This window comes from Bacillus sp. ISL-34, from assembly GCF_018613325.1.
Lineage (GTDB): Bacteria > Bacillota > Bacilli > Bacillales > DSM-1321 > Peribacillus.
Genome location: NZ_JAGGQJ010000004.1, coordinates 295,899 through 319,852, shown reverse-complemented (window position 1 = coordinate 319,852; position 23,954 = coordinate 295,899). Strand labels below are relative to the sequence as shown.

24 protein-coding genes and 2 riboswitches are annotated in these 23,954 nt (G+C 42.2%); of the genes, 2 read left to right on the top strand and 22 right to left on the bottom strand.

Annotated features, from left to right (window positions below):
- Positions 1 to 48: 48 nt before the first annotated feature.
- The 21 genes from J7E52_RS05315 to J7E52_RS05220 form a co-directional block, all read right to left on the bottom strand.
- On the bottom strand, positions 49 to 351 hold the full coding sequence (locus tag J7E52_RS05315) for a YunC family protein (RefSeq protein WP_137016416.1): 303 nt from the start codon (positions 349 to 351) through the stop codon (positions 49 to 51).
- A 61-nt stretch (positions 352 to 412) separates the two neighbouring features.
- Positions 413 to 1,798, bottom strand: a complete 1,386-nt coding sequence (locus tag J7E52_RS05310) for a bifunctional metallophosphatase/5'-nucleotidase (protein ID WP_214743990.1) — start codon at positions 1,796 to 1,798, stop codon at positions 413 to 415.
- Positions 1,799 to 1,814: 16 nt separating this feature from the next.
- Complete coding sequence (locus J7E52_RS05305) at positions 1,815 to 2,642, bottom strand: sulfite exporter TauE/SafE family protein (protein WP_214743989.1); 828 nt, start codon at positions 2,640 to 2,642, stop codon at positions 1,815 to 1,817.
- 83 nt (positions 2,643 to 2,725) lie between these two features.
- A complete protein-coding gene (locus J7E52_RS05300; RefSeq protein ID WP_214743988.1) occupies positions 2,726 to 3,574 on the bottom strand; it encodes a DUF72 domain-containing protein in 849 nt (282 codons plus the stop codon).
- Positions 3,575 to 3,751: 177 nt separating this feature from the next.
- The gene (gene sufB, locus J7E52_RS05295; protein ID WP_214743987.1) at positions 3,752 to 5,149 is read right to left on the bottom strand and encodes a Fe-S cluster assembly protein SufB; all 1,398 of its coding nucleotides are present in this window, start codon (positions 5,147 to 5,149) and stop codon (positions 3,752 to 3,754) included.
- A gap of 55 nt (positions 5,150 to 5,204) precedes the next feature.
- A complete protein-coding gene (gene sufU, locus J7E52_RS05290) occupies positions 5,205 to 5,633 on the bottom strand; it encodes a Fe-S cluster assembly sulfur transfer protein SufU (RefSeq protein WP_214743986.1) in 429 nt (142 codons plus the stop codon).
- Positions 5,623 to 6,852, bottom strand: a complete 1,230-nt coding sequence (locus tag J7E52_RS05285; protein ID WP_214743985.1) for a cysteine desulfurase — start codon at positions 6,850 to 6,852, stop codon at positions 5,623 to 5,625. Before J7E52_RS05285 ends, sufU begins: the two co-directional genes overlap by 11 nt.
- Positions 6,852 to 8,153 carry a Fe-S cluster assembly protein SufD gene (gene sufD / locus J7E52_RS05280; protein WP_214743984.1) on the bottom strand — a complete coding sequence of 434 codons (1,302 nt, stop codon included), beginning with the start codon at positions 8,151 to 8,153 and terminating at the stop codon, positions 6,852 to 6,854. The genes J7E52_RS05285 and sufD overlap by 1 nt, the downstream gene beginning before the upstream one ends.
- Before the next feature lie 15 nt (positions 8,154 to 8,168).
- Entirely contained in the window at positions 8,169 to 8,954 is a 786-nt protein-coding gene (gene sufC, locus J7E52_RS05275; RefSeq protein ID WP_214743983.1) for a Fe-S cluster assembly ATPase SufC, read from the bottom strand.
- A gap of 451 nt (positions 8,955 to 9,405) precedes the next feature.
- Positions 9,406 to 9,546, bottom strand: coding sequence for a YuzK family famiily protein (locus J7E52_RS27595; protein WP_474200037.1), 141 nt, complete (start codon positions 9,544 to 9,546; stop codon positions 9,406 to 9,408).
- Positions 9,547 to 10,369: 823 nt separating this feature from the next.
- Entirely contained in the window at positions 10,370 to 11,206 is an 837-nt protein-coding gene (locus J7E52_RS05270) for a MetQ/NlpA family ABC transporter substrate-binding protein (protein ID WP_214743982.1), read from the bottom strand.
- A gap of 15 nt (positions 11,207 to 11,221) precedes the next feature.
- Entirely contained in the window at positions 11,222 to 11,890 is a 669-nt protein-coding gene (locus J7E52_RS05265; protein WP_214743981.1) for a methionine ABC transporter permease, read from the bottom strand.
- Positions 11,883 to 12,917, bottom strand: coding sequence for a methionine ABC transporter ATP-binding protein (locus J7E52_RS05260; protein WP_214743980.1), 1,035 nt, complete (start codon positions 12,915 to 12,917; stop codon positions 11,883 to 11,885). The genes J7E52_RS05265 and J7E52_RS05260 overlap by 8 nt, the downstream gene beginning before the upstream one ends.
- A 153-nt stretch (positions 12,918 to 13,070) precedes the next feature.
- A riboswitch (SAM riboswitch) is annotated at positions 13,071 to 13,183 on the bottom strand.
- A 117-nt stretch (positions 13,184 to 13,300) separates the two neighbouring features.
- Positions 13,301 to 14,611 (bottom strand): O-acetylhomoserine aminocarboxypropyltransferase/cysteine synthase family protein, encoded by a 1,311-nt coding sequence (locus J7E52_RS05255; RefSeq protein ID WP_214743979.1) that lies wholly within the window; start codon positions 14,609 to 14,611, stop codon positions 13,301 to 13,303.
- Positions 14,612 to 14,711: 100 nt separating this feature from the next.
- A riboswitch (SAM riboswitch) is annotated at positions 14,712 to 14,818 on the bottom strand.
- A gap of 148 nt (positions 14,819 to 14,966) precedes the next feature.
- A complete protein-coding gene (locus J7E52_RS05250; RefSeq protein ID WP_214744131.1) occupies positions 14,967 to 15,275 on the bottom strand; it encodes a thioredoxin family protein in 309 nt (102 codons plus the stop codon).
- A gap of 3 nt (positions 15,276 to 15,278) precedes the next feature.
- On the bottom strand, positions 15,279 to 15,644 hold the full coding sequence (locus J7E52_RS05245) for a toprim domain-containing protein (RefSeq protein ID WP_048688210.1): 366 nt from the start codon (positions 15,642 to 15,644) through the stop codon (positions 15,279 to 15,281).
- Positions 15,645 to 15,737: 93 nt separating this feature from the next.
- A complete protein-coding gene (gene gcvH / locus J7E52_RS05240) occupies positions 15,738 to 16,121 on the bottom strand; it encodes a glycine cleavage system protein GcvH (protein ID WP_214744130.1) in 384 nt (127 codons plus the stop codon).
- Between the two features lie 96 nt (positions 16,122 to 16,217).
- On the bottom strand, positions 16,218 to 16,574 hold the full coding sequence (locus J7E52_RS05235) for an arsenate reductase family protein (RefSeq protein WP_214744129.1): 357 nt from the start codon (positions 16,572 to 16,574) through the stop codon (positions 16,218 to 16,220).
- 144 nt (positions 16,575 to 16,718) lie between these two features.
- Entirely contained in the window at positions 16,719 to 18,506 is a 1,788-nt protein-coding gene (locus tag J7E52_RS05230; RefSeq protein ID WP_214743978.1) for an acyl-CoA dehydrogenase family protein, read from the bottom strand.
- Between the two features lie 69 nt (positions 18,507 to 18,575).
- Positions 18,576 to 19,754, bottom strand: coding sequence for an acetyl-CoA C-acetyltransferase (locus J7E52_RS05225; RefSeq protein ID WP_137023769.1), 1,179 nt, complete (start codon positions 19,752 to 19,754; stop codon positions 18,576 to 18,578).
- A gap of 75 nt (positions 19,755 to 19,829) precedes the next feature.
- Entirely contained in the window at positions 19,830 to 22,259 is a 2,430-nt protein-coding gene (locus tag J7E52_RS05220; RefSeq protein WP_396020246.1) for a 3-hydroxyacyl-CoA dehydrogenase/enoyl-CoA hydratase family protein, read from the bottom strand.
- A 162-nt stretch (positions 22,260 to 22,421) separates the two neighbouring features.
- Here J7E52_RS05220 and J7E52_RS05215 point away from each other — a divergent pair, with 162 nt between their 5' ends.
- Positions 22,422 to 22,556 carry a YuzL family protein gene (locus J7E52_RS05215; protein WP_072273724.1) on the top strand — a complete coding sequence of 45 codons (135 nt, stop codon included), beginning with the start codon at positions 22,422 to 22,424 and terminating at the stop codon, positions 22,554 to 22,556.
- 49 nt (positions 22,557 to 22,605) lie between these two features.
- Here the strand turns inward: J7E52_RS05215 and J7E52_RS05210 are convergent, their stop codons facing one another.
- Positions 22,606 to 23,523, bottom strand: a complete 918-nt coding sequence (locus J7E52_RS05210; protein WP_214743976.1) for a proline dehydrogenase family protein — start codon at positions 23,521 to 23,523, stop codon at positions 22,606 to 22,608.
- A gap of 147 nt (positions 23,524 to 23,670) precedes the next feature.
- On the opposite strand from J7E52_RS05210, the gene J7E52_RS05205 reads away from it, so the two are divergent.
- The gene (locus tag J7E52_RS05205; RefSeq protein WP_396020245.1) at positions 23,671 to 23,949 is read left to right on the top strand and encodes a hypothetical protein; all 279 of its coding nucleotides are present in this window, start codon (positions 23,671 to 23,673) and stop codon (positions 23,947 to 23,949) included.
- Positions 23,950 to 23,954 lie beyond the last annotated feature (5 nt).

The window sequence follows — 23,954 nt, the reverse complement described above, 5'->3', positions numbered from 1 at the left end:
TGATAAAAAAATAAGGCCCCCTTCTGAAAAAAAAGAAAGCCCGCCTTTTCAAATCATTTTGATTAATGCCTCTTTACCAATCATTCCTGGATGAATGCCCTTTTCCACAGCCTCCCAGGTAACCGATTCAAGCGGCGCTTCTAATAGCTCTTCAATCGATTTTACTCCTGTGGCCCTCCCTGCAAGGATTTTACGATCTTTCAATTTATCATTCAGCAGTCCAACATCTAACGCACCGCACATTATATACCCTTTTTCGGACGCGACAGCAAGTAAATTCGTTTTTGGAAGTCGGACAGAAATGGCTAGGAATGTATGATTATCAAGAATTATTGGTATCATGTTAATCAATTGGTTTCGCCCCTTTCTTCCCCATACTTTATGAAAAAAAGGGCGAAACCGTGATATAGCGTTAGGCGTTTGTGTATATTTTTTTCAGCTTCCATAAAAGGATATCCCGTAAGAATTCCGGCAGTAGGTATTTCTTGCGATTGGAGCGCTGGATACTTGGAAAGAAATGCCCAAACGTAAACATATCAGGTATGGCCAGTTTATAGGACTTATCCGCCTGCAGTTTCTCTCCTTTTATAAGAATCCCTTTTACGATACCATTCTCCATTTCGTTAAACTCAATTTGATCATAATGCATGACTCCCATGATATTTCCGCGGAACCCGAAACCTTTCACCTGAATATGAGGCCATTCCTCATTTCTCGATTGCATTAAGATTTCTTTTAATTCATTCCCATTAACTTCAACGACGCAAGGATTGATGGGGTGCGGACAGATTCTGTGAATATCCCCTTTTGTGACAGGTCCCTCGGGCAGCCCTTCAAGCAAAAGACCGGCATTCAAAAAGGAACAATCCGCCTGACTCCACTCCCTCAGGGCCTCCCCTAGGATTTCCGTCAAAGGACTTACTTTGAACCAATCATTATCAAGTGCTTTTGGTAAGTCCACCGCAACCTGTTTTAGCGTCTCCCCTCCGGCCTGGTATATCTCTTCAATCCATGACCGTTCATTCTCCAATTCCAAAAAGTCATTGGTATCATAAAGAATGGCACTCTTCTGGCTAATTTTCCTTTCCTGATTGACGGTCATTTCCACCTGTCCAACAAAGAAACCATATTTCCCTGCACCGCAAAGGAGTGTATCATTGATCAATTTCCCCTGGTGAAGGATGTGGTGGGTATGCGCGCCAAGTATGATGTCAATCTCCGGAAAGTCCTCTGCCATCCTCTCATCATCATGGATGCCCAGGTGGGAAAGGATAATGATGACATCCGCCTCTGTTTTGACCCTTTCAAGCTGTGCCTTTAACTCCACGAATGGTTCTGTTATTTCCCAGCCCATCGCAGAATAAAATTTTTGAAAAAAGGCTGTCAAACCTATCATGGCAATCTTGGTGCCTTTTACCGTTGTATGTATCCAATATGGCAGCGCCCATTCCGGCCTTTCATTATCACCGTAATAAATATTGGCTGCCAAGACCTTGAACCTTGCCTGATCATATAAGGAGTCTAACGCATCATGAGGTAAAGTGATCCCTTCATTATTGCCGATGGTCACATATTGGTAGCCCGCTTCATTCAGCAGTTCAATATTTCCTTTACCTAACGTACCTTCTGTATATGGATGCCAGCGGTCCACATGATCGCCTATATCCAGTATGATCGCTTCTTCTCCCGTTTCTTGATGAAGTTGTCTTCTTTCTTTAAGAAACTTATCAATACGAGGCCAATTCTCAAAATGACTATGGAGATCATTGGTGTGATATAAATGAATGATTTCTGACATCATTTCTCCTCCTCGTTTATCCTGTAATACCTTGGTATATAAGACGTAAACCAATGATTATCAGCACTATTTTCAACATATTTTCCAGCGACGCACTCTTTAGGCGCGTATTGATGAATGCGCCCAATTTAGCACCGAACCATGCACCCGGAATCAGGGCAAAAGCATATGGCCAATTTACATTTCCAAGGGAAATATGCGTAATCGAATTTGTGATGGAAGATAGAAATACCATGAACATCGAAGTCGCTACAGCCATATGCGGAGGGAAGAAGAAAAGAAGCATCATGACGGGAACCATTAAGGCCCCACCGCCAATTCCAAATAACCCGGAGCTGAATCCCACCACAAAAGAAATCAATACAGCTAACAGGGGGTGGTAACCATAAGAAAATGAATGTCCATTTTCAGTTTTATACGTTTTCACTATTTTCCCTTTTCCAGTCTTGAAAAGCACTGGCTTCAAACGATTTTTCACCAATAACACGATAGCCATGAAAACCATGAAAATTCCAAAGTATAATGAAAACGCTTCGGCGTTAAGGTTTTGATTCACATAGGCCCCTATTATTCCACCAGGTGCACTGCCAATAAAAAAGATTAAGCCGGCCTTATAATCCACCACTTTATGTTTTAAATAAGATAAAGTGGAAGATAAGCCGGTAAAAATCATGATTACGGTTGAAACACCTACGGCGACCTGAGGAGTCAGCTCATCGATAAAATTTGTAGATGTGCCTAAATATAAGAGAGAAGGCACAATGATGATGCCGCCGCCCAGACCGACAAGAGCGCCGATTGCTCCCGCAAATAATCCAATACCCACTAATACTATCCATACCATGAAGAAATCCGCCTTTACCTGTTTGTAAGGATATAACCTCTACTAGCTTGTCACATCATCTCTTTATTTAATTATATATCCTCTTAAAACAAACCAAGCTGCTTAGGAGCCAGTCCTTCATATTCTATACCAAGCAGCTCAATCATTTGTTTAGCATTATCAGCGGCATCTCCACCTGAGTTATTATTGAACAGGACATATATATCCTTGGATTCCTTTTCCAATATCCTGATCTTCTCCACCCATTCAGTCAATTCCTGCTGATTATATCTATATAAGTACCTGACCTCACGCCAATTATCCCCCGAAGCAGGCCTTTGCCAACCATGCAGGTTACGGCCATGAAAGCGTATCAGGGTTTTATCTTTATCGGTGACATGCAGAACGACAGGAATGGATCCCTCTCCAGCCTGCGGCTCATCGCATACAGTATGAATCCAGCCTTCCTTTTCGATAAAGTCCAAAGTTTGCTGGACTACGTTGGGCCTGTACCAGCTTTGATTCCGAAATTCTATGGCTGCTGGAATATCGCCCATTTCCGCTTTGCACCATCGCAGGTAATTCACATTTTCACGTTTACAATCAAACCATGGCGGAAACTGAAATAAGACCATCGCCAGCTTACCGGACTTCTTATAAGCTTCCAGAGAGTCGCAAAATGCCTTGAACATCTCCTTCTTACTTTCAAAGGGGATTTCCCCACGCTGATGTCCTGTCATCCCTTGATAAGCTTTAACGACAAACTGGAATGATGCTGGCGTCTCGGATACCCACTTTTCACTGTTCCTCTTTGGCTGGACTGCATAAAATGAGGCATCCACCTCCACAATGGGAAAATGAGCCCCGTACTCTTTGAGTTTATCACGTTGGGACACACCGCCATGATACAAACTATCATGATCTCCCCAACCGGTCACACCAACATAAATCATCTGCATCATCACTCCTTCGGGACAGGCCGCATTTATTATTTTTTACCCTTATTGAGCCACATCTAATCTTGGTATAAGCGTTGTCGAATATCAAAACAAAAAGCCTGCCAGACAGACCCGGCAGGCTTTTGTATGAATGGTTATTCTAAATCGCCTTACAGGCAGGCCATTCGGTTATTATCCGATGGAGCCTTCCATTTCGAACTTGATCAGACGGTTCATTTCAACCGCATATTCCATTGGAAGTTCTTTTGTAAATGGTTCGATGAAGCCCATTACGATCATTTCCGTTGCTTCTTGCTCAGAAATCCCGCGGCTCATCAAGTAGAACAATTGTTCTTCAGATACTTTGGAAACCTTCGCTTCGTGTTCAAGGGAAATGTTATCATTCAAGATTTCATTGTAAGGGATTGTATCAGATGTAGACTGATTATCCATGATTAATGTATCACATTCAATGTTGGAACGAGCTCCATCCGCTTTACGTCCGAAATGAACGATACCACGGTATGTTACTTTACCGCCCTGTTTAGAAATTGATTTTGATACAATAGTTGAAGATGTATTTGGCGCTAGGTGAATCATTTTTGCTCCAGCATCTTGGTGTTGGCCTTTACCGGCAATGGCAATCGATAATGTCATGCCGCGAGCGCCTTCACCTTTTAAGATGACAGCAGGATATTTCATTGTCAATTTGGAACCGATGTTACCATCAATCCATTCCATTGTTGCGTTAGCGTCACAAACCGCACGTTTCGTAACCAGGTTAAACACGTTGTTTGCCCAGTTTTGGATCGTCGTGTAACGGCAGTAAGCATCTTTCTTAATGACGATTTCAACAACCGCACTATGAAGGGAGTTAGTTGTATAAACAGGAGCTGTACAACCTTCCACATAGTGAACGGATGCGCCTTCATCAACAACGATTAGCGTACGTTCGAATTGCCCCATGTTTTCAGAGTTGATCCGGAAATAAGCTTGAAGCGGAGTATCCACTTTAACGCCTTTTGGTACATAGATGAAAGATCCACCTGACCAAACTGCCGAGTTCAATGCCGAGAATTTATTGTCTGTGGGCGGAATCGTTTTTCCAAAGTGCTCACGGAAGATATCTTCATTTTCACGAAGTGCTGAGTCCGTATCTTTAAACACGATACCCAAATCTTCCAATTCTACTTTCATGCTATGGTAAACCACTTCTGATTCATATTGAGCAGATACGCCAGCAAGATATTTTTGTTCTGCTTCAGGAATTCCCAATTTATCAAAAGTCTGTTTGATTTCATCAGGAACTTCATCCCAAGATTTCTCTGATTTCTCTGATGGCTTAACATAGTATGTGATTTCATCAAAGTTCAGGCTCTGCATGTCGCCGCCCCATTGAGGCATTGGCATGTTGTAAAAATGCTCCAATGATTTCAAACGGAAATCAAGCATCCATTGCGGTTCATCCTTCATTCGAGAAATTTCTTCCACGATTTCTTTTGTCAGACCACGCTTTGAACGGAAGATGGAAACATCTTTATCCGCAAAGCCATATTTATAATCGCCGATTTCAGGCATTTTCTTTGCCATAGCTCGTATTCCTCCATTTCAAATGGCTGAATTACAACAGCTCATTTTAATTTAATTATTCCTTCAATCCCTTTTCCATGGCTTTCCAAGCTAGAGTCGCACACTTGATTCGGGCAGGGAATTTGGAAACACCTTGAAGGGCTTCAATATCCCCAAGGTCCAACTCATCGTCGTATTCTTTTCCCTGAATCATTAAGGAAAAAGTCTCGGACAGCGCTAGAGCAGTATCAACGTCTTTGCCCTTAATGGCTTGAGTCATCATGGAAGCTGAACTCATGGATATCGAACAACCGTCACCATCGAATTTAACATCACTGACCTTGCCATCTTCGATCTTCATCGTTAAACGAATCCGATCGCCGCAAGTTGGGTTATTCATATCGATTGTCATGCTTCCATCTTCTAGCATGCCCTTATTACGTGGTTTCTTATAGTGATCCATAATGACTTGACGGTAAAGTGTATCTAGGTTATCAAAAGACATTACTGAAATACTCCTTCGTTTTGACAAGCCCGGACACAAGCTTATCAATATCTTCTTCCGTGTTATATAGATAGAAACTTGCTCTTGCTGTCGATGATACGTCAAGCCACTTCATTAATGGCTGTGCGCAATGATGACCGGCACGGACAGCAATTCCATCTGCATCAAGAACGGTAGCGACATCATGTGGATGTACATCATTAATATTAAAGGTTATTACACCCGCACGCTTTTCTGCATCTTGAGGACCGTATATGGTCAGCCCTTCAACTGTTGACATTTTCTCCATTGCATAAGCGGCGAGCTTATGTTCATGCCGTTCAATATTATCCAAGCCGATTTCTTCCAAGAAATCAATTGCAGCACCCATGCCGATGGCACCGGCAATGATTGGGGTACCGCCTTCGAATTTCCACGGGAGTTCTTTCCATGTAGACTCATACAAACCTACAAAATCAATCATCTCTCCGCCGAATTCAATCGGCTCCATTTTTTCAAGAAGATCTTTCTTGCCATATAATGCACCGATACCTGTTGGACCGACCATTTTATGACCTGAGAAGGCAAAGAAATCACAATCCAAATCACGGACATCCACTTTTAGATGCGGCGTGCTTTGTGCCCCGTCGACTACCATTACAGCACCGTGTTCATGGGCAATTTTAGCGATTTCCTTCACAGGATTTATAACGCCGAGTACATTCGAAACCTGCATGATGGACACGATTTTCGTTGCTTCCGTAATTGTAGCCCTCACATCATCAAGGGAAATCGTGCAATCCTCTTGAAGCGGAATATACTTCAATACAGCGCCTTTTTCTTTGGCAAGCTGCTGCCACGGAATGATATTACTGTGATGCTCCATGTAAGAGATGACGATTTCGTCACCCTCTTTAATATTTGCTCCACCGTAACTTCTAGCTACAGTATTCAAAGCAGTCGTTGTGCCTCTAGTGAAGATGATTTCTTCTGTAGAAGAAGCATTAATGAATTTACGTACCTTTTCACGTGCACCTTCATACGCATCCGTAGCTTTTGTTCCTAGTGTATGCACCCCGCGGTGAACATTCGAGTTGTATCCGCGGTAATATTGCTCAATCGCTTCAATCACTGCAGCCGGTTTTTGAGAGGTTGCAGCACTATCTAAATAAACTAATGGCTGACCATTGACTTCTTGATCTAATATTGGAAAAAGCTTACGAATTTCGTATGGGTTCATTACTGTACTTTCCTTTCAATGACCGCTACTAATTGTTTTTTAACTCCCTCAATTGGAAGCTGGTTAACAACAGGGGCCAAGAATCCGTGAATGACAAGTCTTTCTGCTTCTTTCTTTGTAATACCACGGCTCATTAAATAATACAGTTGAAGCGGGTCGACACGACCGACGGAAGCAGCATGACCAGCCGTTACATCATCTTCATCAATCAAGAGGATCGGATTGGCGTCTCCGCGTGCTTTTTCACTTAACATCAATACGCGTGACTCTTGTTCGGCATTGGCCTTTGTAGCACCATGCTCTATTTTCCCAATTCCATTAAAGATGGAGGATGCGGCGTCTTTCATGACACCGTGCTTAAGGATATAGCCCTCAGAGCGGCTGCCATAATGAATGATGGCTGTCGTAAAGTTCTGTTTTTGTTCCCCGCGTCCGACTACAACGGTTTTTGTATCACCGTGAGAGCCATCGCCCATTAGATATGTTGTATTATCTGAAATAGTATTTCCGTCGTTCATCAGGCCAAGTGCCCACTCAATACGAGCGTCACGTCCTGCCACTCCACGCCGGTTAACGTATGTCGTGAAGCCTTTTGAAAGGGTATCGACCGCTCCGTATTCGACTTTTGCATTCGCATTTGCAAATACTTCCGTTACGATGTTGGCAATCCCTTCGTTAGACTCAACGCTTGAAAAGTAGTTTTCTACATATGTGACAGAGCTATTATCTTCCGCTACGATCAAGACATGGTTGAAAAGTGTAGTATCTGGATTATCCAACAGGAATACCGATTGAATCGGCTCTTTGATTTCTACATTTTTCGGAACATAAAGGAATGCTCCCCCATTAACTAATGCAGCATGAAGTGCTGTTAAACGATGTTCATCTATTTTTACGCCGTCTTTCATGAAATATTTTTGCACAAGCTCAGCATGGTCACGAGCCGCTGTTAAAATATCCGTAAAGATGACGCCTTGTTCTTTCACATTTGCTGACAGATTGATATGTGCCGGCGTATTATTGCGTTGAATATATAAGTTTTCATTTTCTTCAATGATGGATTTAATTTCTTCCGGAAGCTCCTCTAAAGAGGCAAAAGCTTCACTTTCAACCGTATGGGTCTGGAAAGAAGTAAAATTCCATTTATCGATTTTCGTTTTATCCGGCTTTGGCATCGGGAGCTTTTCTAATTCAGAAAACGCTTGAATCCGAAGCTCGGATAGCCAAGCTGGATCATTATTTTTAGTTGAATAGGAGCTTATATCCTCTTGTTCAAACGGTAATTTCGTTTCTGTAGTCATTGCAAATCCTCCTACTTACGCTTCTTCGCCAACAGTTTCGTCTTCAATGCCCAATTCTTGTTTGATCCAATCATAACCTTCCGCTTCCAAGCGGGCAGCAAGTTCAGGACCGCCTGATTTTACGACACGTCCTTGCATCATTACATGTACAAAATCAGGAGTGATGTAATTTAATAGACGTTGGTAGTGGGTGATGATCAAGCATCCAAAGTCTTCTCCGCGCATTTGGTTGATTCCTTTTGAAACGACTTTAAGTGCATCGATATCTAGACCTGAATCAATCTCATCAAGGATTGCAATTTTAGGTTGGATCATCATTAATTGAAGAATCTCGTTGCGTTTTTTCTCTCCGCCGGAGAAACCTTCATTCAAATAACGTTGCGCCATATCTTCATCCATTTCAAGGAATTCCATTTTTTGATCCATTTGACGGATGAATTTCATCAATGAAATTTCATCGCCTTCTTCACGGCGTGCGTTAATGGAAGAACGTAAGAAGTCTGCATTTGTAACACCGCTGATTTCACTTGGATATTGCATAGCTAGGAATAGACCGACACGAGCGCGCTCGTCTACTTCCATTTCCAATACATCTTCACCATCGAATGTGATGCTTCCGCTAGTTACTTCATATTTAGGGTGACCCATGATCGCTGATGATAAAGTGGATTTACCAGTTCCATTTGGTCCCATGATCGCATGGATTTCTCCACCTTTAACTTCAAGGTTTACCCCTTTTAAAATCTCTTTACCTTCAATTGATACGTGAAGATCTTTAACCGTTAATGTAGAAGCTGACATAATAATACCTCCGTGAACTAATTCCAATTTTATTACCAGAAAGTAAAGATTACTTTCTTTACTATAATTTTCGTAAAAGCATTCTCACTTTATTCTCATTCCAATTTTATAACAAATCCAATTTAGAATCAACTAAATAGATAGGGGTTTCTACTTCTGCCATGTTAAAAACCTGTCCTATTCCTACAATACTAACAGATATAGCCTGTTTACTGCATATCCATACTTATTTTAGCTTTTGTTAAAATTATCTTATTATTCGGCAAACCTTCGTCCTTATTAATATATGTCCGAAGCATTCGATTGCAAGGTATGAACGTTCCGCTTTAAAAAGAAAAAAATCGGACTGTCAGGTATTATGTAAGTTTATCCAATAAGGAAACCCTTATTTTATGGACCACTTTCCATTTTACCTCTACAGACCGATCTTTTAAAGAACTCTTTTATATGCTTAGCCGTGAATTTTACGTTGCAGGTCCTGGACCATTTTGTTGCACTTTACATGTTCCCTATCCCGTTCTTTCTCAACCTCGATACGGAGGTCTAAGTTTCTACTGTACTCACTGTAGCCAACCCCATGTGAAGACTGCATCGCCTTTTCCATTTCGCTTGTTACATTTAAATCCAGAGTATTGATAGTGAACCATCCTTTCAAATTTGTGTATCATTTCATTACCTTCATTATCTCTATACCCTTCACTTTCTTGATTAAACATAAAAAAACGGCCTGAATTAAATTAGGTTGCAGACTGTAGACAAACTGGATGATCATTAAGTTTGTCTACAGTTTTTTAGGTTTTCAAAATTTGAACGTCACTTTCCACTTCAGGCACTCGCTTTCCACGGGCGGTCCGGGAGCCTCCTCGGCGCTTTTGCGCCGGGGTCTCCCTTGGACTCGTTTTTGCCGCAGAAGTCTCGTACCATACCGTTAGGTTTTATGTTACGGTTTCCATAATAAAGTGCCTTACTTCTCTAAGTTCGGAAAAAAAATTATGAGCTACGCATTATGTAAAAGATGAACGAATTGCGCCTATTCATTTATGCGGTAGCAAACCGTAACGGATTTTTGTAAAGGGACGATAGTAACACCCGGAAATACTCATGATAGTCGTAACTGAAGCTGTTGCCGCAGATGCAACATACAAAATACCACCTACCCTGTACACGTCCTCGTACAAAAAAAGATGCTTCCGCAATCATGACTTTGTGTAATATGATCGTTTTGATTGTTATCGCTGCCCATCGGACGAGATTTTAAAGCACTCAACAACAAATAAAAAGGGCTATCGTGAGTACAAATCGCTTTAACTGCTTCAAATCCAATAAAAAATCAAAAAGGTTTCGGAATGTGACCATTCCGAAACCTTTTTGTCTACAAACTGCGGCCTGAATTAAATCAGTTCGCCATTCTTGAATTATTTATCTGCCGGTACGACTGCACCTTTGTATTCATTAATGATGAAATCTTGAATTTCTTTAGAATGCAGTACTTCTACAAGCGCTTTTATTGCTTCTTTATTTTCGTCACCTTTGTTTACGGCAATGACATTCACATATGGTGATTCCGAATCTTCAATCGCAATCGAATCTTCAAGCGGATTCAAACCTGCGTCAATTGCATAGTTGGAGTTGATCAAGACAGCATCGCCTTCGCCGCTCTCATAAATTTTAGGAAGCAGGGCCGCTTCATATTCAGCATCGAATTTAAGGTTTTTCTTATTTTCAACGATGTCTTTAGTTGTAGCCGTCGTTTTATCTATGCCTTCTTTTAATGTAATCAGGCCATTTTTTTCTAATAGAGATAACGCACGTCCGTGGTCAGCAACAGAGCTGCTCATAATAATTGTTGCGCCTTCCGGAAGTTTATCAATGCTTTTATACTTTTGTGAATATAGAGCAATCGGCTCGATATGAATTCCGCCAGCATTGACGAAATCATATCCGTTTTCTTTAATTTGCGACTCTAAGTAAGGAATGTGCTGGAAATAGTTAGCATCCAATTCCTTATCGTTCAACGCCTTATTCGGTAAAACATAGTCCTGGAATGTTTCGATTTCCAATTCAATTCCTTTTTCTTTAAGTAACGGCTTAGCTTCCTCAAGAATTTCAGCATGTGGAACATTGGATGCCCCTACAACTAATTTCTTCGATTCTTTTTCCGTATCACTGCCGCTTTTATCCTTTTCACTTCCACATGCAGCCAAAGCGATAGATAACACTAAAATTAATGCAAACCCTAAAAACTTTTTCATCCTATTCATCTCCCTTTATCTTTTGTCCAATTTAGATGTAATCACATCTCCAATAATTTGAATTATGAAGACGATAATTAGAATAACGATCGTCGCTACAAGCGTAACGTCATTTTGATTTCTTTGATAGCCGTCCAAATAGGCTAGATTACCAAGCCCGCCTGCGCCGATGACCCCGGCCATTGCGGTATATCCAACCAATGCAATCGATGTTACCGTAATCCCGGAAATAAGGGCAGGCATCGACTCTGGAAGAAGGACCTTCCAAATGATCGTGCTCGTTTTTGCCCCCATCGATTTAGCAGCTTCAATTACACCTTTATCGATTTCACGAAGGCCGATTTCAACCATACGCGCATAAAATGGGGCCGCACCGATAATAAGTGCCGGCAGTGCAGCGTTCTCTCCGATCATGGAACCGACAAGCGCTTTAGTGAAAGGAATGAGCAGCACGATCAAAATAAGAAATGGAATGGAACGGAATATATTGACGACAGCACTCATGATCCCGTTGATTGCCCGGTTTTCCCACATATTACCCTTCCCTGTCAAAAACAGGATCAATCCTAATATTATGCCTATAAAAAAGGTTGCTACTACAGAGACGCTTGTCATGTAAAGCGTTTCTTTCGTTGCTTCAATAATGTCTTCCCAATCAATATTCGGCAATAATTCTTCAAGCATGAGTAATCACCTCCACGCCTACCTGCTGTGCTTTAATGAATTCGATTGCGCGGAGCATTTCATCCTCTTTGCCATCAAGATGGATAAACAATGTTCCATATGAACCGCTTCTTGTTTGGGATATCTTACCTTGAACGATATTGACGTCCAACTCGAAGTTACGTACAAGCTTGGTGATCAATGGGCTTTCTGCATGATCACCTACAAAGGTCAATTGAATCACTTTGCCTGCAGGAAAGCGTTCGAGCAAATGGTCCATCGTTTCTTTCGTTTCTTCTGGTTCCGTTACCTGTTGCACGAAACGCTTCGTCATTTGTTCTTTAGGATTCTTGAAAACATCCAGGACAGGTCCCTGTTCAACAACTTGCCCGCTTTCCATCACGGCGACGCGATGACAGATTTTACGAATCACATGCATTTCATGTGTTATCAAGACGATCGTCAATCCCAAGCGCTGATTGATGTCGACAAGCAATTCGAGTATGGAGTCGGTAGTCTGCGGATCCAAGGCAGAAGTCGCTTCATCACACAGCAGCACTTTAGGGTCATTTGCCAGAGCCCTGGCAATTCCCACCCTTTGCTTTTGCCCTCCGCTTAATTGTGATGGATATGCCTTTTCCCTGCCTTCCAGTCCGACTAACTTGATCAATTCGTTCACACGCTTGGTTCGTTCAGGTTTAGAAACTCCTGCAATTTCCAATGGGAAAGATATATTCTCCTGAACGGTCCTTGACCATAATAGATTGAAATGTTGGAAAATCATGCTGATTTCTTGACGGGCCTTACGGAGCTGAGCCCCTTTAATTTTAGAAATTTCCTTCTCAGCAACCACAACGGACCCCTCTGTTGGTGTTTCCAATCCATTGAGCATTCTGATCAAAGTACTTTTCCCCGCTCCACTGTAACCGATGATACCGAAAATCTCGCCTTTATTTATTTCAACATTCACATTATTTACAGCCTTGATCGTCTCACTGTTTCCTTTTCCTGTTCGGAACAGTTTACTGACTTTCGTCAATGTAATCATTAATCCTCACCTCTTTTATCCAATAAAACCTATGAACTTAGTTGATTTCACTACATTATTAGTCTGTTTCTCATATCATGCAAAGGTTTCCCCCATTAAAACAGAAAAAACCTTTCTGCATGAGCAGAAAGGCAGGTGAAGAAACAGGCCTTCCTCTCATCTTCCAAAGTGATTAAACTTTGTGTGAATTGGCACCTTTCCAAGGAAATCTCCTTGTCGGTTGCCGGGTTTCATCGGGCACATCCCTCCACCTCTCTTGATAAGAGCTAATATATAGAATATTTGTACATCATTAAGTTCTTTAGTATGGTGAAATTTTATCATAGATAAAAAAGGAGCGCAATGTATATTATTTCTAGTATATGCATGAACAGGAACTTTACTTAAACCGTTTTGGATGACAAGGAGACGATATTCGTCGCTTTTTCAATTGCCTGCTCCAAATCTTCTATTAAATCCTCTACATTTTCAATCCCAATCGATAAACGGACTTGATCAGCACGCACACCCGCTTTCGCAAGACCCGTCTCATTCAATTGTTGATGGGTCGTACTGGCTGGGTGGATGATCAAGCTCTTCGCATCCCCTACATTCGCTACATGGGACCATAATTCCACCGAATTGATAAGTTTTGCCCCAGCTTCGCGATTGCCTTGTATTCCAAAAGTCACGACAGATCCAGCTCCTTTAGGCAAATATTTATCCGCAAGGGCTTTATCTGGATGATCCTCATCACCAGGATGGGAAACCCATGTCACGGCAGGGTGGTTTTTTAAATATTCAATGACAGACTTGGTGTTTGATAGATGCTCTTTCATCCTTACATGCAGCGTTTCAAGCCCAAGCGTAAACTGGAATGCGCTTTGGGCACTTAGCGCAGGGCCTAAATCACGGAGTAACTGGACTCGGGCTTTCGTTATGAATGCAGCAGGTCCAACTGCCTCGGCGTATACCAGACCGTCGTAACTTGGGTCAGGCTCCGTGAAGCCAGGGTAGTTTGGCGAGTTCCAATCGAACTTCCCTCCATCCACGATGACACCGCCTAGCGTCGTTCCATTTCCCAGAAGCCATTTTGTAGCGGAATGGATGACAATATCCGCTCCAAAATCAATTGGTCTGCATAGATACGGTGTCGCGAAGGTATTATCAATGATTAATGGTATGCCGGCATCATGGGCGATTTTCGCTACCGCTTCAATATCAAGCACCCTCAAACTTGGATTTCCGATCGTTTCAGCAAATATGGCTTTAGTTCTTGGCGTAATCGCCCTTTTGAAATTTTCAGGGTCATCGGGAGAAACGAACTTCACTTTGATCCCATATTTAGGAAGAGTATTTTCAAAAAGGTTATACGTACCGCCATATAATGTAGAGGCTGAAACAATCTCATCCCCTGCAGCGGCAATATTCAGGATTGAAAGTGAGATGGCAGCCATTCCGCTTGCTGTCGCCAATGCGCCGATACCGCCTTCCAATAAGGCCATTCTTTCCTCAAAAACGCTGACCGTGGGATTATGGAGTCTTGTATATATATAGCCATTCTCCTTTAGGCCAAATAAATTCGCTGCATGGTCGGTGTCTTTGAACAAGTATGCATTGCTTTGGTAAATAGGAACTGCACGGGCACCTGTTTCATCAGCTTGCAGACCGCCATGGACACTCAATGTTTCGAAACGCAACTTTTTCTCTGACATATGATTTCACCTTTTTCTATGGATTTAGTTGGAATTATATGAAGACCCATTCTTACATAAACAAAAAAACCACTTCCATAAGAAGAGGTTTCAAGACCACACCTCATCTACCAGAGCCAACACTCTGCTGGAATTAGCACCGTATATAAAATTTATACCGGTTGCCGGGCTTCGTCGGGCCAGTCCCTCCGCCACTCTTGATAAGAACTATTAAATTCTGCCGTTACTTATTAATTCAAAATATAGCATTTTAGAATAAATCAGTCAATGAGTTGTTAGAATATTCTTTTTTTATTTCAAACTCGCATTTCAAATGTCCAAAACAAAGAAACCAACCACGGTTCTGATTGGTTTCTTAGCTGATTTCCTTAAGCAATCCGTACAAATAAGGAACGGATTGAAAGGCATATATTTTTTTGTGCAGCTGTCCTTGTTTGAAAAGCAATAAACAAGGAACACTTTCGATTTCATATGATTCGGCAATTGCTTGGACATAGTTCATATTCATTTTACCTGCCTTCAATTCCGGGAAAAGCTCCATGGATATCGTCAGCATCTTGCCGGCAACCTGACAGGTGCCGCATAAAGGCGTATATAAATATAAGCAAAAGGTTTCCCCATTTTCAACAGCAAGCTTACACTCTTCTTCTTTCCATTCCTGCATCAATTAGTCGTTCACCCTTTGACTTAAAAATTTCATTTTCACATTCATATTGGCAGATAGAAGCACAGTTGCGATATGATGTTCGGGTGAGCTTTCCACTTCTTTGTACATTTTATTAATATACAGGTGGTTCGCTTCAGGCATTTCCCTTCGGAATTGCTTCCGCAGCTTTTCTCCTGATTCATCTGCGTCAAAAAGGAGGTAAACATCACGGTCCATCAATTCATCGACTAATTCATCCAGCTTAGTTAATGATATGGTCCCATTCGTACATCTTATTTCCACATCTTCATTTAAAACGGAGGCAACTTTTCTTCTATCGGAACTGCCTTCTACAATGATCACTTTATCGAATTCGCCCCACTCCATGTCATCACTCCATCTCACGAATTATGTGCGCAACTGCCACTGTACAAAATGAAAAAGAGAGCAGGCCTTTTCAGTCCCCCCCTCTCCTTCTTTTTAACCGTTGATTAAACTCTCATATTCTTCAGCACTCATCAATTTTTCAATATCACTGCTATCTGATGGTTCAAGCACGATCATCCATGCCTTTTCATAAGGAGATTCATTTACATATTCAGGGTTGTCACTTAAATCTTCGTTTACTTCTACAACCTTGCCACTGATAGGAGCATAAAGCTCAGAAACGGTCTTAACGGATTCAACACTTCCAAATGGTTCGTTCGCTTTCAATTCATCGCCGATTTCCGGAAGCTCAACGAATACGATGTCCCCAAGCTCGGACTGTGCGAAAGCAGTAATTCCAATGCGCACTGTTCCATCTTCCGTTTTGACCCATTCATGTTCTTTAGTGTAACGAAGTTCTTTTGGTGTTGTTGTCATCATTAACCCTCCATATGTACATCTTATTTTATCTATACCATTATAAGGTAGATTGTTTGTTTAAGTAAGGAATTAACCAAATATTTTGTGAAATTTTCAGTTCCAAGCCTGTTCGAATTGCTCTTCTTTGAAACCTACCGTCACTTTGGTGCCGTCCGTAACAATCGGCCTTTTCAGAAGCATGCCATCTGTGGACAATATATCAAGCATCTCTGCCTCAGAAGCTTCTTTCAGCTTATCCTTTAAGCCCAGCTCCCGATATTTTTGACCGCTAGTATTGAAAAACTTCTTCAACTCCAAATTGCTGATTTTATATAGTTGTTCTATTTCTGTTCGCGAAGGCGGATTTTCCGCTATATGGATCGCTTCATATTCAAGTTCATGATTATCCAGCCACTTCTTCGCGTTACGGCATGTGCCGCATTTTGGGTACCAATATAATGTTAAGCCCATCATTTCACCACCTATCAATAGAATACCCGTTTTCATCACGCAATACAACGAATTGTCTTTTGAATTTCCAATGGGATTTCATCAAGGAAATAAAGGGAATGCCTATACGGGCATTCCCTTTACAGATTTTTTGATTCCATTGGGTTAAAGAGCATATTTTTCCGTTTCGATCACCTTGACGGAAGCTTCACGTTTTTTCGCAATGACATTGATCGGATTGTGTCTTGTCAGCTTGCGGAGCGATGCAAGCATGATGCGAAGAGTATCGCCTGTTTCCACGGCAATTAATGTTTCCTTTGCATGCTGTTCTATTTCATTGAAAGCTTCCTGAACGAAGATTTCAGTGTAAAGCACTTTTTGTTTGTTCTTCTCCAGACCTGTAGCTGAAATTGCTTTTTCCGTACGCAAAACCACAGATTCCGCTGCATAGGCAAGGGATGCGATATCAGCAATGTTGGAGAGGATTTCTTGTTCTTGATCAAGAGTTTTGCCGTATTTCTGTGCAGCAAGGCCAGCTGCCAAAATCCCGATTTTCTTAGCGTTTCTAACAAGCATTTTTTCTTGTGCCAATGGCTCATCGCCAGGTTCTTCCGGCATCATCATCATTAATTCCTCTTGCAGGCCTTGAGCCTTTTGAAGAAGCGGCAATTCCCCTTTAAGTGCTTTCTTCAGGAAAGTTCCAGGGACAAGCAATCGATTGATTTCATTTGTACCTTCAAAGATCCGGTTTATCCGGGAATCACGATATGCTTTTTCAATTTCATACTCCTGCATGAAACCATAGCCGCCATGAAGCTGTACGCCTTCGTCCGTAACATAATCCAACACTTCGGAAGCGAAAAATTTATTCAATGAACACTCAATGGCATATTCAGCGATTGCAGCCGCCATTGATTTCCCATCCTTCACTTGCTCATCCGTCAATTTGCTTTGCCTTTGATCATAAAGGCCAACGGTACGGTATACAGAGCTTTCTGCTGCATAAATTTTAGATGCCATTGTTGCAAGTTTTTCTTTCGTCAAGTTAAAATCGGAAATTTTCGTTTTGAACTGTTGACGTTGATTCGTATAAGCTGCTGTAATCTCAAGGGCACGTTTAGATCCGCCGACAGCACCGACGCCTAATTTATAACGGCCGATATTCAGGATATTGAAAGCGATGACATGCCCTTTTCCGGCTACCCCCAAAAGGTTTTCGACTGGTACATGTACATCTTCAAGGATTAATGTACGTGTAGATGAGCTTTTGATTCCCATTTTCTTCTCTTCAGCACCAGTTGATACGCCTTCATAATCACGCTCAACAATAAAAGCGGAGAATTGTTCGCCATCGATTTTGGCGTATACACAGAAGACATCTGCAAAACCTGCATTTGTAATCCATTGTTTTTCACCATTTAGAATATAGTGTGTTCCTTCTGCATTCAATTTCGCTGTCGTTTTTGCTCCCAAGGCATCTGAACCTGAGCTTGGTTCCGTTAAGGCATACGCAGCAATCTTCTCACCCGTTGCCAGTAAAGGAAGGTATTTTTTCTTTTGTTCTTCATTCCCGAATAATACGATCGGCAAAGATCCGATACCTACATGTGCACCATGCGTAATTCCGAAGCCGCCTGCAAGTGCCATTTTTTCTGTAATCAATGCCGAACTGATTTTATCAAGACCCAAACCGCTGTATTCCTCAGGAACGTCAGCACCAAGTAAACCGATTTCACCTGCATGTTTCAATAATTTAACGGAACGGTCAAATTCGTGGTTTTCTAAATGTTCAACCTGCGGCAGAATTTCATTCACCACGAAATCCTCGGCAGTTTTGGCGATCATTTTATGCTCATCAGAATAATCTTCCGGTGTAAACACTTGATCATACGTAATATCTTCTACCAGAAAGGCTCCGCCTTTAATGAGGTTATCTGTAGTTTGATTGGACATGTTATTTCCTCCTAAGTATTTAAGATAGTAAACCCGCCAGAAGCATGACAGCTTCCGGGAGGGGTGGGATTATGCCAATAATTCAAATACTCCAGCAGCACCCATTCCGCCGCCGATACACATTGTCACGACCCCGAACTGTTGGTTTCTGCGCTTCATTTCATGTAGCAGGCTTAATGTCAATTTTGCTCCCGAACATCCTAGTGGATGGCCTAAGGCGATGGCGCCGCCATTTACATTGACAATCTCTTCATTCAAACCGAGCTCACGAATGATTTGTATGGATTGGGAAGCAAAGGCTTCATTCAATTCAAATAAACCAATATCCGACAACTCAAGACCCGCTAGCTTCAAAGCTTTAGGAATGGCTGCAATCGGTCCGATGCCCATGATTTCAGGCGGTACACCTGCTACTGCAAAGGAACGGAACTTACCCATCGGTTTCATCCCTAATGAAGAGGCCTTTTCCCCATCCATCACCATTACCGCCGCTGCACCGTCACTGGTTTGTGATGAATTCCCTGCTGTTACGGATCCTGTAACAGAGAATGCAGGTCTTAGTTTCTTTAGCACTTCAGCAGTGGTGCCTGGACGAACGCCCTCATCCTGTGTAAATGTAAATGATTTTTCCTTTAACTTAAGATCTGGTCCCACTGAACGAAGGGTTACGTCAACCGGTACGATCTCATCCGAAAACTTTCCTTCTGCAATGGCCTTCGCCGCCTTTTGATGACTACGAACAGAAAATGCATCTTGATCGTCACGGGAAATGCCGTATTTTTTTGCAACAGCTTCAGCAGTGTGTCCCATACCCATATAATATTCCGGTGCCGTTTCCGCAAGTCTCGCGTTCGGACGTGTTACATGACCCATCATTGGCAAAAGGCTCATGGATTCCGCTCCGCCTGCAATGACAGTATCACTTTGGCCGAGCATGATCCTTTCCGCTCCATAAGCGATACTTTGCAGCCCACTTGAACAGTAACGATTAATGGTTATGGCCGGTACTGTATAAGGCAATCCTGCCAATGCCCCAATGTTACGGGCCATGTTCAATCCTTGCTCCGCTTCAGGCATTGCACAACCGATAATCAGGTCATCGATGGTGCCTTCATAATTCCCTGCACGCTTTAACGTTTCCTTTACAACAAGAGCCCCTAAATCATCAGGACGTACACTAGCAAGAGAACCTTTTTTCGCTCTTCCTACCGGAGTCCTTGCTCCAGCTACTATTACCGCTTCTTTCATGAGGATCCCCCTTACTCATTTTTAAGCTATCGATCTCTTAATCTTCTTCGTTTTAGCCATATCTTCATCTATTCATCAATTACGCAGTGGTTTCCCTTTAACAAGCATATGCTGCATCCTCGCCTGAGATTTCGGAGTTGAAATTAGTTTTAGGAACGCTTGTTTTTCTAAGTTCAAGATATACTGTTCATCTACTTCCGTGCCAAAAGGGAGTTTTCCCCCTGCCAGGACGTAGGCAAGCTCTTTGGCTATGACAAGGTCATGCTCTGATAAGAAACCTGAAAGGCGCATGGATTCTGCCCCTAATAGAAGTGCGGCATATCCCGTTTCACCTACGACAGGAATCTTTGTGCGGGCTGGAGCGGTATAACCTTGTTCATGCATGGAAAGTACCGCCTGTTTCGCATCATATAGCTGGTGATCCGAATTCACGCTTATTCCATCAGCTGAATTAAGGAAATTATTCTCTCTTGCTTCCTCGGCAGAGGTCGAAACTTTTGCCATGGCTACCGTTTCAAATACTTGGTTGGCCACTTTCTGTAAGTCGAAGTCGACGCCCTTCGGCATATTCCTCAAAGTCTTCACATAAAGTTCTTTAGTCCCGCCGCCGCCTGGGATCAAACCTACACCAGCTTCCACTAGTCCCATATACGTTTCTGTCGTTGCTTGGATGCGCGCTGCCGGAAGGGACACTTCAGCTCCCCCGCCAAGTGTCATATTAAACGGTGCAACCACTACAGGAACTGCACTGTACTTGATTTTAAGCATCGCCTTTTGGAATTGGCTGATGACCATATCGAGTTCAAAAATATTGTCATCCTGCGCTTCCATCAGCATCATTGCAATATTAGCGCCTACACAGAAATTCTTTCCTTGATTTCCGATGACAAGGCCTTTGAAATTCGCTTCCGCTTCGTCGACCGCCGCATTGATCATTTGTATGATATCCAGACCAATTGCATTATTCGGTGAAGTGAATTCAAGAAGAGCCACTCCATCGCCGATATCCATCAAGCTTGCACCGCTGTTTTTCTTGATTACGCCTTTTTGCTTCTTGATCGCTTTAAGATTGATCACTTTAGGGTTTTCGACAAGTTCTTTATATTCACCATTATCATAATAGTGAACTATGCCATTTTCTTCTTTATAGAAAGAAGTGATGCCCTTGGCGAGCATATCCTTCACCCATTGCGGAACGATGATGCCTTCCGCTTCCATTCGGGCTACCGATTTCCCTACACCTATCGAATCCCAGGTTTCAAAAGGACCTGTTGACCATCCGAAGCCCCATTTCATCGCTTGATCGATCGCCACGATGTCGTCCGCGATGTCCCCAAGCAGCTGGGCAGAATACACTAACGCCGGATTCAGCACGTTCCAAAGTAATTGGCCGGCACGGTCTTCGCTATAAACAAGCGCTTTCATTTTATTTTCCAAGCCCTTGGCCTGTTTTGCCATTTCGATGGATGGCGTTTTTAATCTTTTTCGTGCATCATATTCAAGGGTTTCTGGATTCAGTTCAAGGATTTCCTTGCCCTTTTTCAAGAAGAATCCTTGGCCTGACTTGCTTCCAAGCCACCCATTCTTAAGCATTTCATTCATGAAATCAGGTATTTTGAAAACTTCTTTTTCTTCTCCATCCACCTGGTCGTATACGTTTCTGGCAACATGTGCAAAGGTATCCAATCCAACTACATCAAGTGTCCGGAAAGTCGCGCTAGTTGCCCTTCCAATCAACGGACCTGTAACCGAATCGACCTCACCAACACTGTATCCGCCTTTTTGCATTTCCCGCAGAGTGACCAATAAACCATACGTTCCAATGCGGTTTGCGATGAAGTTAGGGGTATCCTTGGCTTCGACAACACCTTTTCCCAGAACATCTTCGCCGAATCGTTTCATGTATTCGAGCACTTCTGGTGAAGTTGCTTTAGTAGGGATGATCTCCAATAATTTAAGATAACGCGGCGGATTGAAGAAGTGGGTTCCCAGGAAGTGCTTTTGAAAGTCTTCCGAACGGCCTTCTGCCATCGCTTCAATTGAAATTCCGGATGTATTCGATGAAACGATGCTTCCTGGTTTACGATGCTGATCAACCTTGGCAAACACGCTTTGCTTAACCTCAAGCTTCTCAACGACCACTTCGATGATCCAATCGACATCCTTTAATCGACTTATATCATCTTCCAGGTTTCCCGCCTCGATCAACGCAATGTTTCCCTTAGCCGAAAGCGGAGCAGGTTTCTGTTTTAAAAGTTTCGTAATCGCAGTTTGGCTGATGCGGTTACGCACTTGTTTATTATCTAATGTCAGTCCCTTTTTCTTTTCATCCTCAGTGAGTTCACGAGGTACAATATCCAATAGTAAAGTCGGAATGCCGATGTTAGCAAGGTGTGCAGCAATCCCTGATCCCATAACTCCTGACCCTAGAACAGCAGCCTTTCGTATTTGTCGAACCAAGTTTATATCCCCCTTACGCAATTTATTGAATGAATGCTCATTCATTTTTAATTCAAAAAAATTTTGAATATTTTTTCTTATTACTAATATAGAATATAATTGGAAATTCCGCAATAATTAAACAGGAAAAAAATATTTTTTTCTCCGAATTCCTTTGGTTATTTCTCCTCCGTTCAGTAAAAAATAACTGGGCGGGAGGTGACTTATATAATGAAGCGTAAAGATAATCCTTCTAAAGCAGCCGTAAGCGCAGCAAGCGTTAAAGGCAATGCCGGCCCTGGCGCTGAACGTCAACACGGAATCAATAAAGTGAACAGCCAGAACAATCAGTTCAAAAGATAATCCTTCTTAATTTGATCAGCCGTCCCTTATCCGGGGCGGCTTTCGCTTCCTATTTCTTGAAAAGGCCTTTTAAAACGAAAGCAATATTGGCCGGTCTCTCCGCAAGGCGGCGCATGAAATATCCATACCAATCCGTACCATAAGGAACATACACCCTTACCTTATATCCTTCTTTAACAAGCTCGAGCTGCTTTTCATTGCGGATGCCGTATAACATTTGGAATTCAAATCGATCCCGGGGAATTCCCTGATCTTTGACCAAGTCCCTCGTATAATCAATGATTTTATCATCATGTGTGGCAACAGCTGTGTAATTACCATTTTGCATATGCTTCTTGATGATTTTCTTGAAATTCTCATCCACATCTTTTTTCTCGGGAAAAGCCACTTCCCATGGTTCTTTATAAGCCCCTTTAACAAGCCTTAGATTCGGATGGTATGCATCCAGCTCCTCAATATCCTTCTCAGTCCGATACAGATAAGCTTGGATGACAGTCCCCAATTCATTATATTCAGACTTTAGGTTTTTGAATACATCCAAAGTCGGTTGACATCGATGAAAATCTTCCATATCGAGCGTCACGAAAACCTGATGGGCTTTAGCTTCATCTAAGATCCTCCGCATGTTATCCATTACGACTCGTTCGGACACATCCAAGCCCATCGAGGTCAGCTTCAGGGATAACTGTGAATCCAGTTTATTTCTGCCAATCATGCGGATCGCTTCGATGCACTCATCTGCCATCTTCCCTGCTTCTTGTTCATCTTCAATGAATTCACCTAAATAATCGATGGTGACGGCAAGCCCTTTCCGGTTAAGATCTGCAATCACTTCACATGCCATATCCAAGGATTCTCCTGCCACGAAACGAGATGCCCCAAACCGCAGCCCGTATTTTTTCGCTGCCTTCGTCATGCCTTTGTTCTTTGATAAAAAAAGGAATAGATTTTTCAATATTCTTTCCATCTGCATTCCCCTCCAAATCATTTTGGAAAATAGATGCACAAGATTATTTTACCATTTAATTCATTTTTCAGATATTTAGAATCAAGTATAAAAAAAATTCATGAAGGGAAAATTAAGCTCGTTTAAAAGAACACTTAAGGAGGTAGAATGATGGAACAGCAAAATTCGTTTAACAGCCAACAGCAGACCGGCTTCATGAAACAGCCGCCGGAAATGGTTACGGTGAAAGATAGTTTATACTTAACCGATATGCTTGCATGGAATCTGAATGCAGTTAAAAAAGCACATTTTTTTGCCACACAATGCAAGGACCCGCAAATCATTGATGCGTTAAATCGGTGCGGACTCATGCATCAACGCCATTACGATACCATTTTGAAACATTTGAACCCGGACCAAAATCAGGGTCAACAACAATACCAGTAAAGGAG

What these genes read in the sequence shown, in the direction of transcription:
- J7E52_RS05310 (WP_214743990.1), bottom strand. Translation starts at nt 1,798, where the DNA reads ATGTCAGAAATCATTCATTTATATCACACCAATGATCTCCATAGTCAT.
- J7E52_RS05305 (WP_214743989.1), bottom strand. Translation starts at nt 2,642, where the DNA reads ATGGTATGGATAGTATTAGTGGGTATTGGATTATTTGCGGGAGCAATC.
- J7E52_RS05300 (WP_214743988.1), bottom strand. Translation starts at nt 3,574, where the DNA reads ATGATTTATGTTGGTGTGACCGGTTGGGGAGATCATGATAGTTTGTAT.
- sufB (WP_214743987.1), bottom strand. Translation starts at nt 5,149, where the DNA reads ATGGCAAAGAAAATGCCTGAAATCGGCGATTATAAATATGGCTTTGCG.
- sufU (WP_214743986.1), bottom strand. Translation starts at nt 5,633, where the DNA reads ATGTCTTTTGATAACCTAGATACACTTTACCGTCAAGTCATTATGGAT.
- J7E52_RS05285 (WP_214743985.1), bottom strand. Translation starts at nt 6,852, where the DNA reads ATGAACCCATACGAAATTCGTAAGCTTTTTCCAATATTAGATCAAGAA.
- sufD (WP_214743984.1), bottom strand. Translation starts at nt 8,153, where the DNA reads ATGACTACAGAAACGAAATTACCGTTTGAACAAGAGGATATAAGCTCC.
- sufC (WP_214743983.1), bottom strand. Translation starts at nt 8,954, where the DNA reads ATGTCAGCTTCTACATTAACGGTTAAAGATCTTCACGTATCAATTGAA.
- J7E52_RS27595 (WP_474200037.1), bottom strand. Translation starts at nt 9,546, where the DNA reads ATGCAGTCTTCACATGGGGTTGGCTACAGTGAGTACAGTAGAAACTTA.
- J7E52_RS05270 (WP_214743982.1), bottom strand. Translation starts at nt 11,206, where the DNA reads ATGAAAAAGTTTTTAGGGTTTGCATTAATTTTAGTGTTATCTATCGCT.
- J7E52_RS05265 (WP_214743981.1), bottom strand. Translation starts at nt 11,890, where the DNA reads ATGCTTGAAGAATTATTGCCGAATATTGATTGGGAAGACATTATTGAA.
- J7E52_RS05260 (WP_214743980.1), bottom strand. Translation starts at nt 12,917, where the DNA reads ATGATTACATTGACGAAAGTCAGTAAACTGTTCCGAACAGGAAAAGGA.
- J7E52_RS05255 (WP_214743979.1), bottom strand. Translation starts at nt 14,611, where the DNA reads ATGTCAGAGAAAAAGTTGCGTTTCGAAACATTGAGTGTCCATGGCGGT.
- J7E52_RS05250 (WP_214744131.1), bottom strand. Translation starts at nt 15,275, where the DNA reads ATGCAGGAATGGAAAGAAGAAGAGTGTAAGCTTGCTGTTGAAAATGGG.
- J7E52_RS05245 (WP_048688210.1), bottom strand. Translation starts at nt 15,644, where the DNA reads ATGGAGTGGGGCGAATTCGATAAAGTGATCATTGTAGAAGGCAGTTCC.
- gcvH (WP_214744130.1), bottom strand. Translation starts at nt 16,121, where the DNA reads ATGACAACAACACCAAAAGAACTTCGTTACACTAAAGAACATGAATGG.
- J7E52_RS05235 (WP_214744129.1), bottom strand. Translation starts at nt 16,574, where the DNA reads ATGGGCTTAACATTATATTGGTACCCAAAATGCGGCACATGCCGTAAC.
- J7E52_RS05230 (WP_214743978.1), bottom strand. Translation starts at nt 18,506, where the DNA reads ATGTCCAATCAAACTACAGATAACCTCATTAAAGGCGGAGCCTTTCTG.
- J7E52_RS05225 (WP_137023769.1), bottom strand. Translation starts at nt 19,754, where the DNA reads ATGAAAGAAGCGGTAATAGTAGCTGGAGCAAGGACTCCGGTAGGAAGA.
- J7E52_RS05220 (WP_396020246.1), bottom strand. Translation starts at nt 22,259, where the DNA reads ATGAATGAGCATTCATTCAATAAATTGCGTAAGGGGGATATAAACTTG.
- J7E52_RS05210 (WP_214743976.1), bottom strand. Translation starts at nt 23,523, where the DNA reads ATGGAAAGAATATTGAAAAATCTATTCCTTTTTTTATCAAAGAACAAA.
- J7E52_RS05205 (WP_396020245.1), top strand. Translation starts at nt 23,671, where the DNA reads ATGATGGAACAGCAAAATTCGTTTAACAGCCAACAGCAGACCGGCTTC.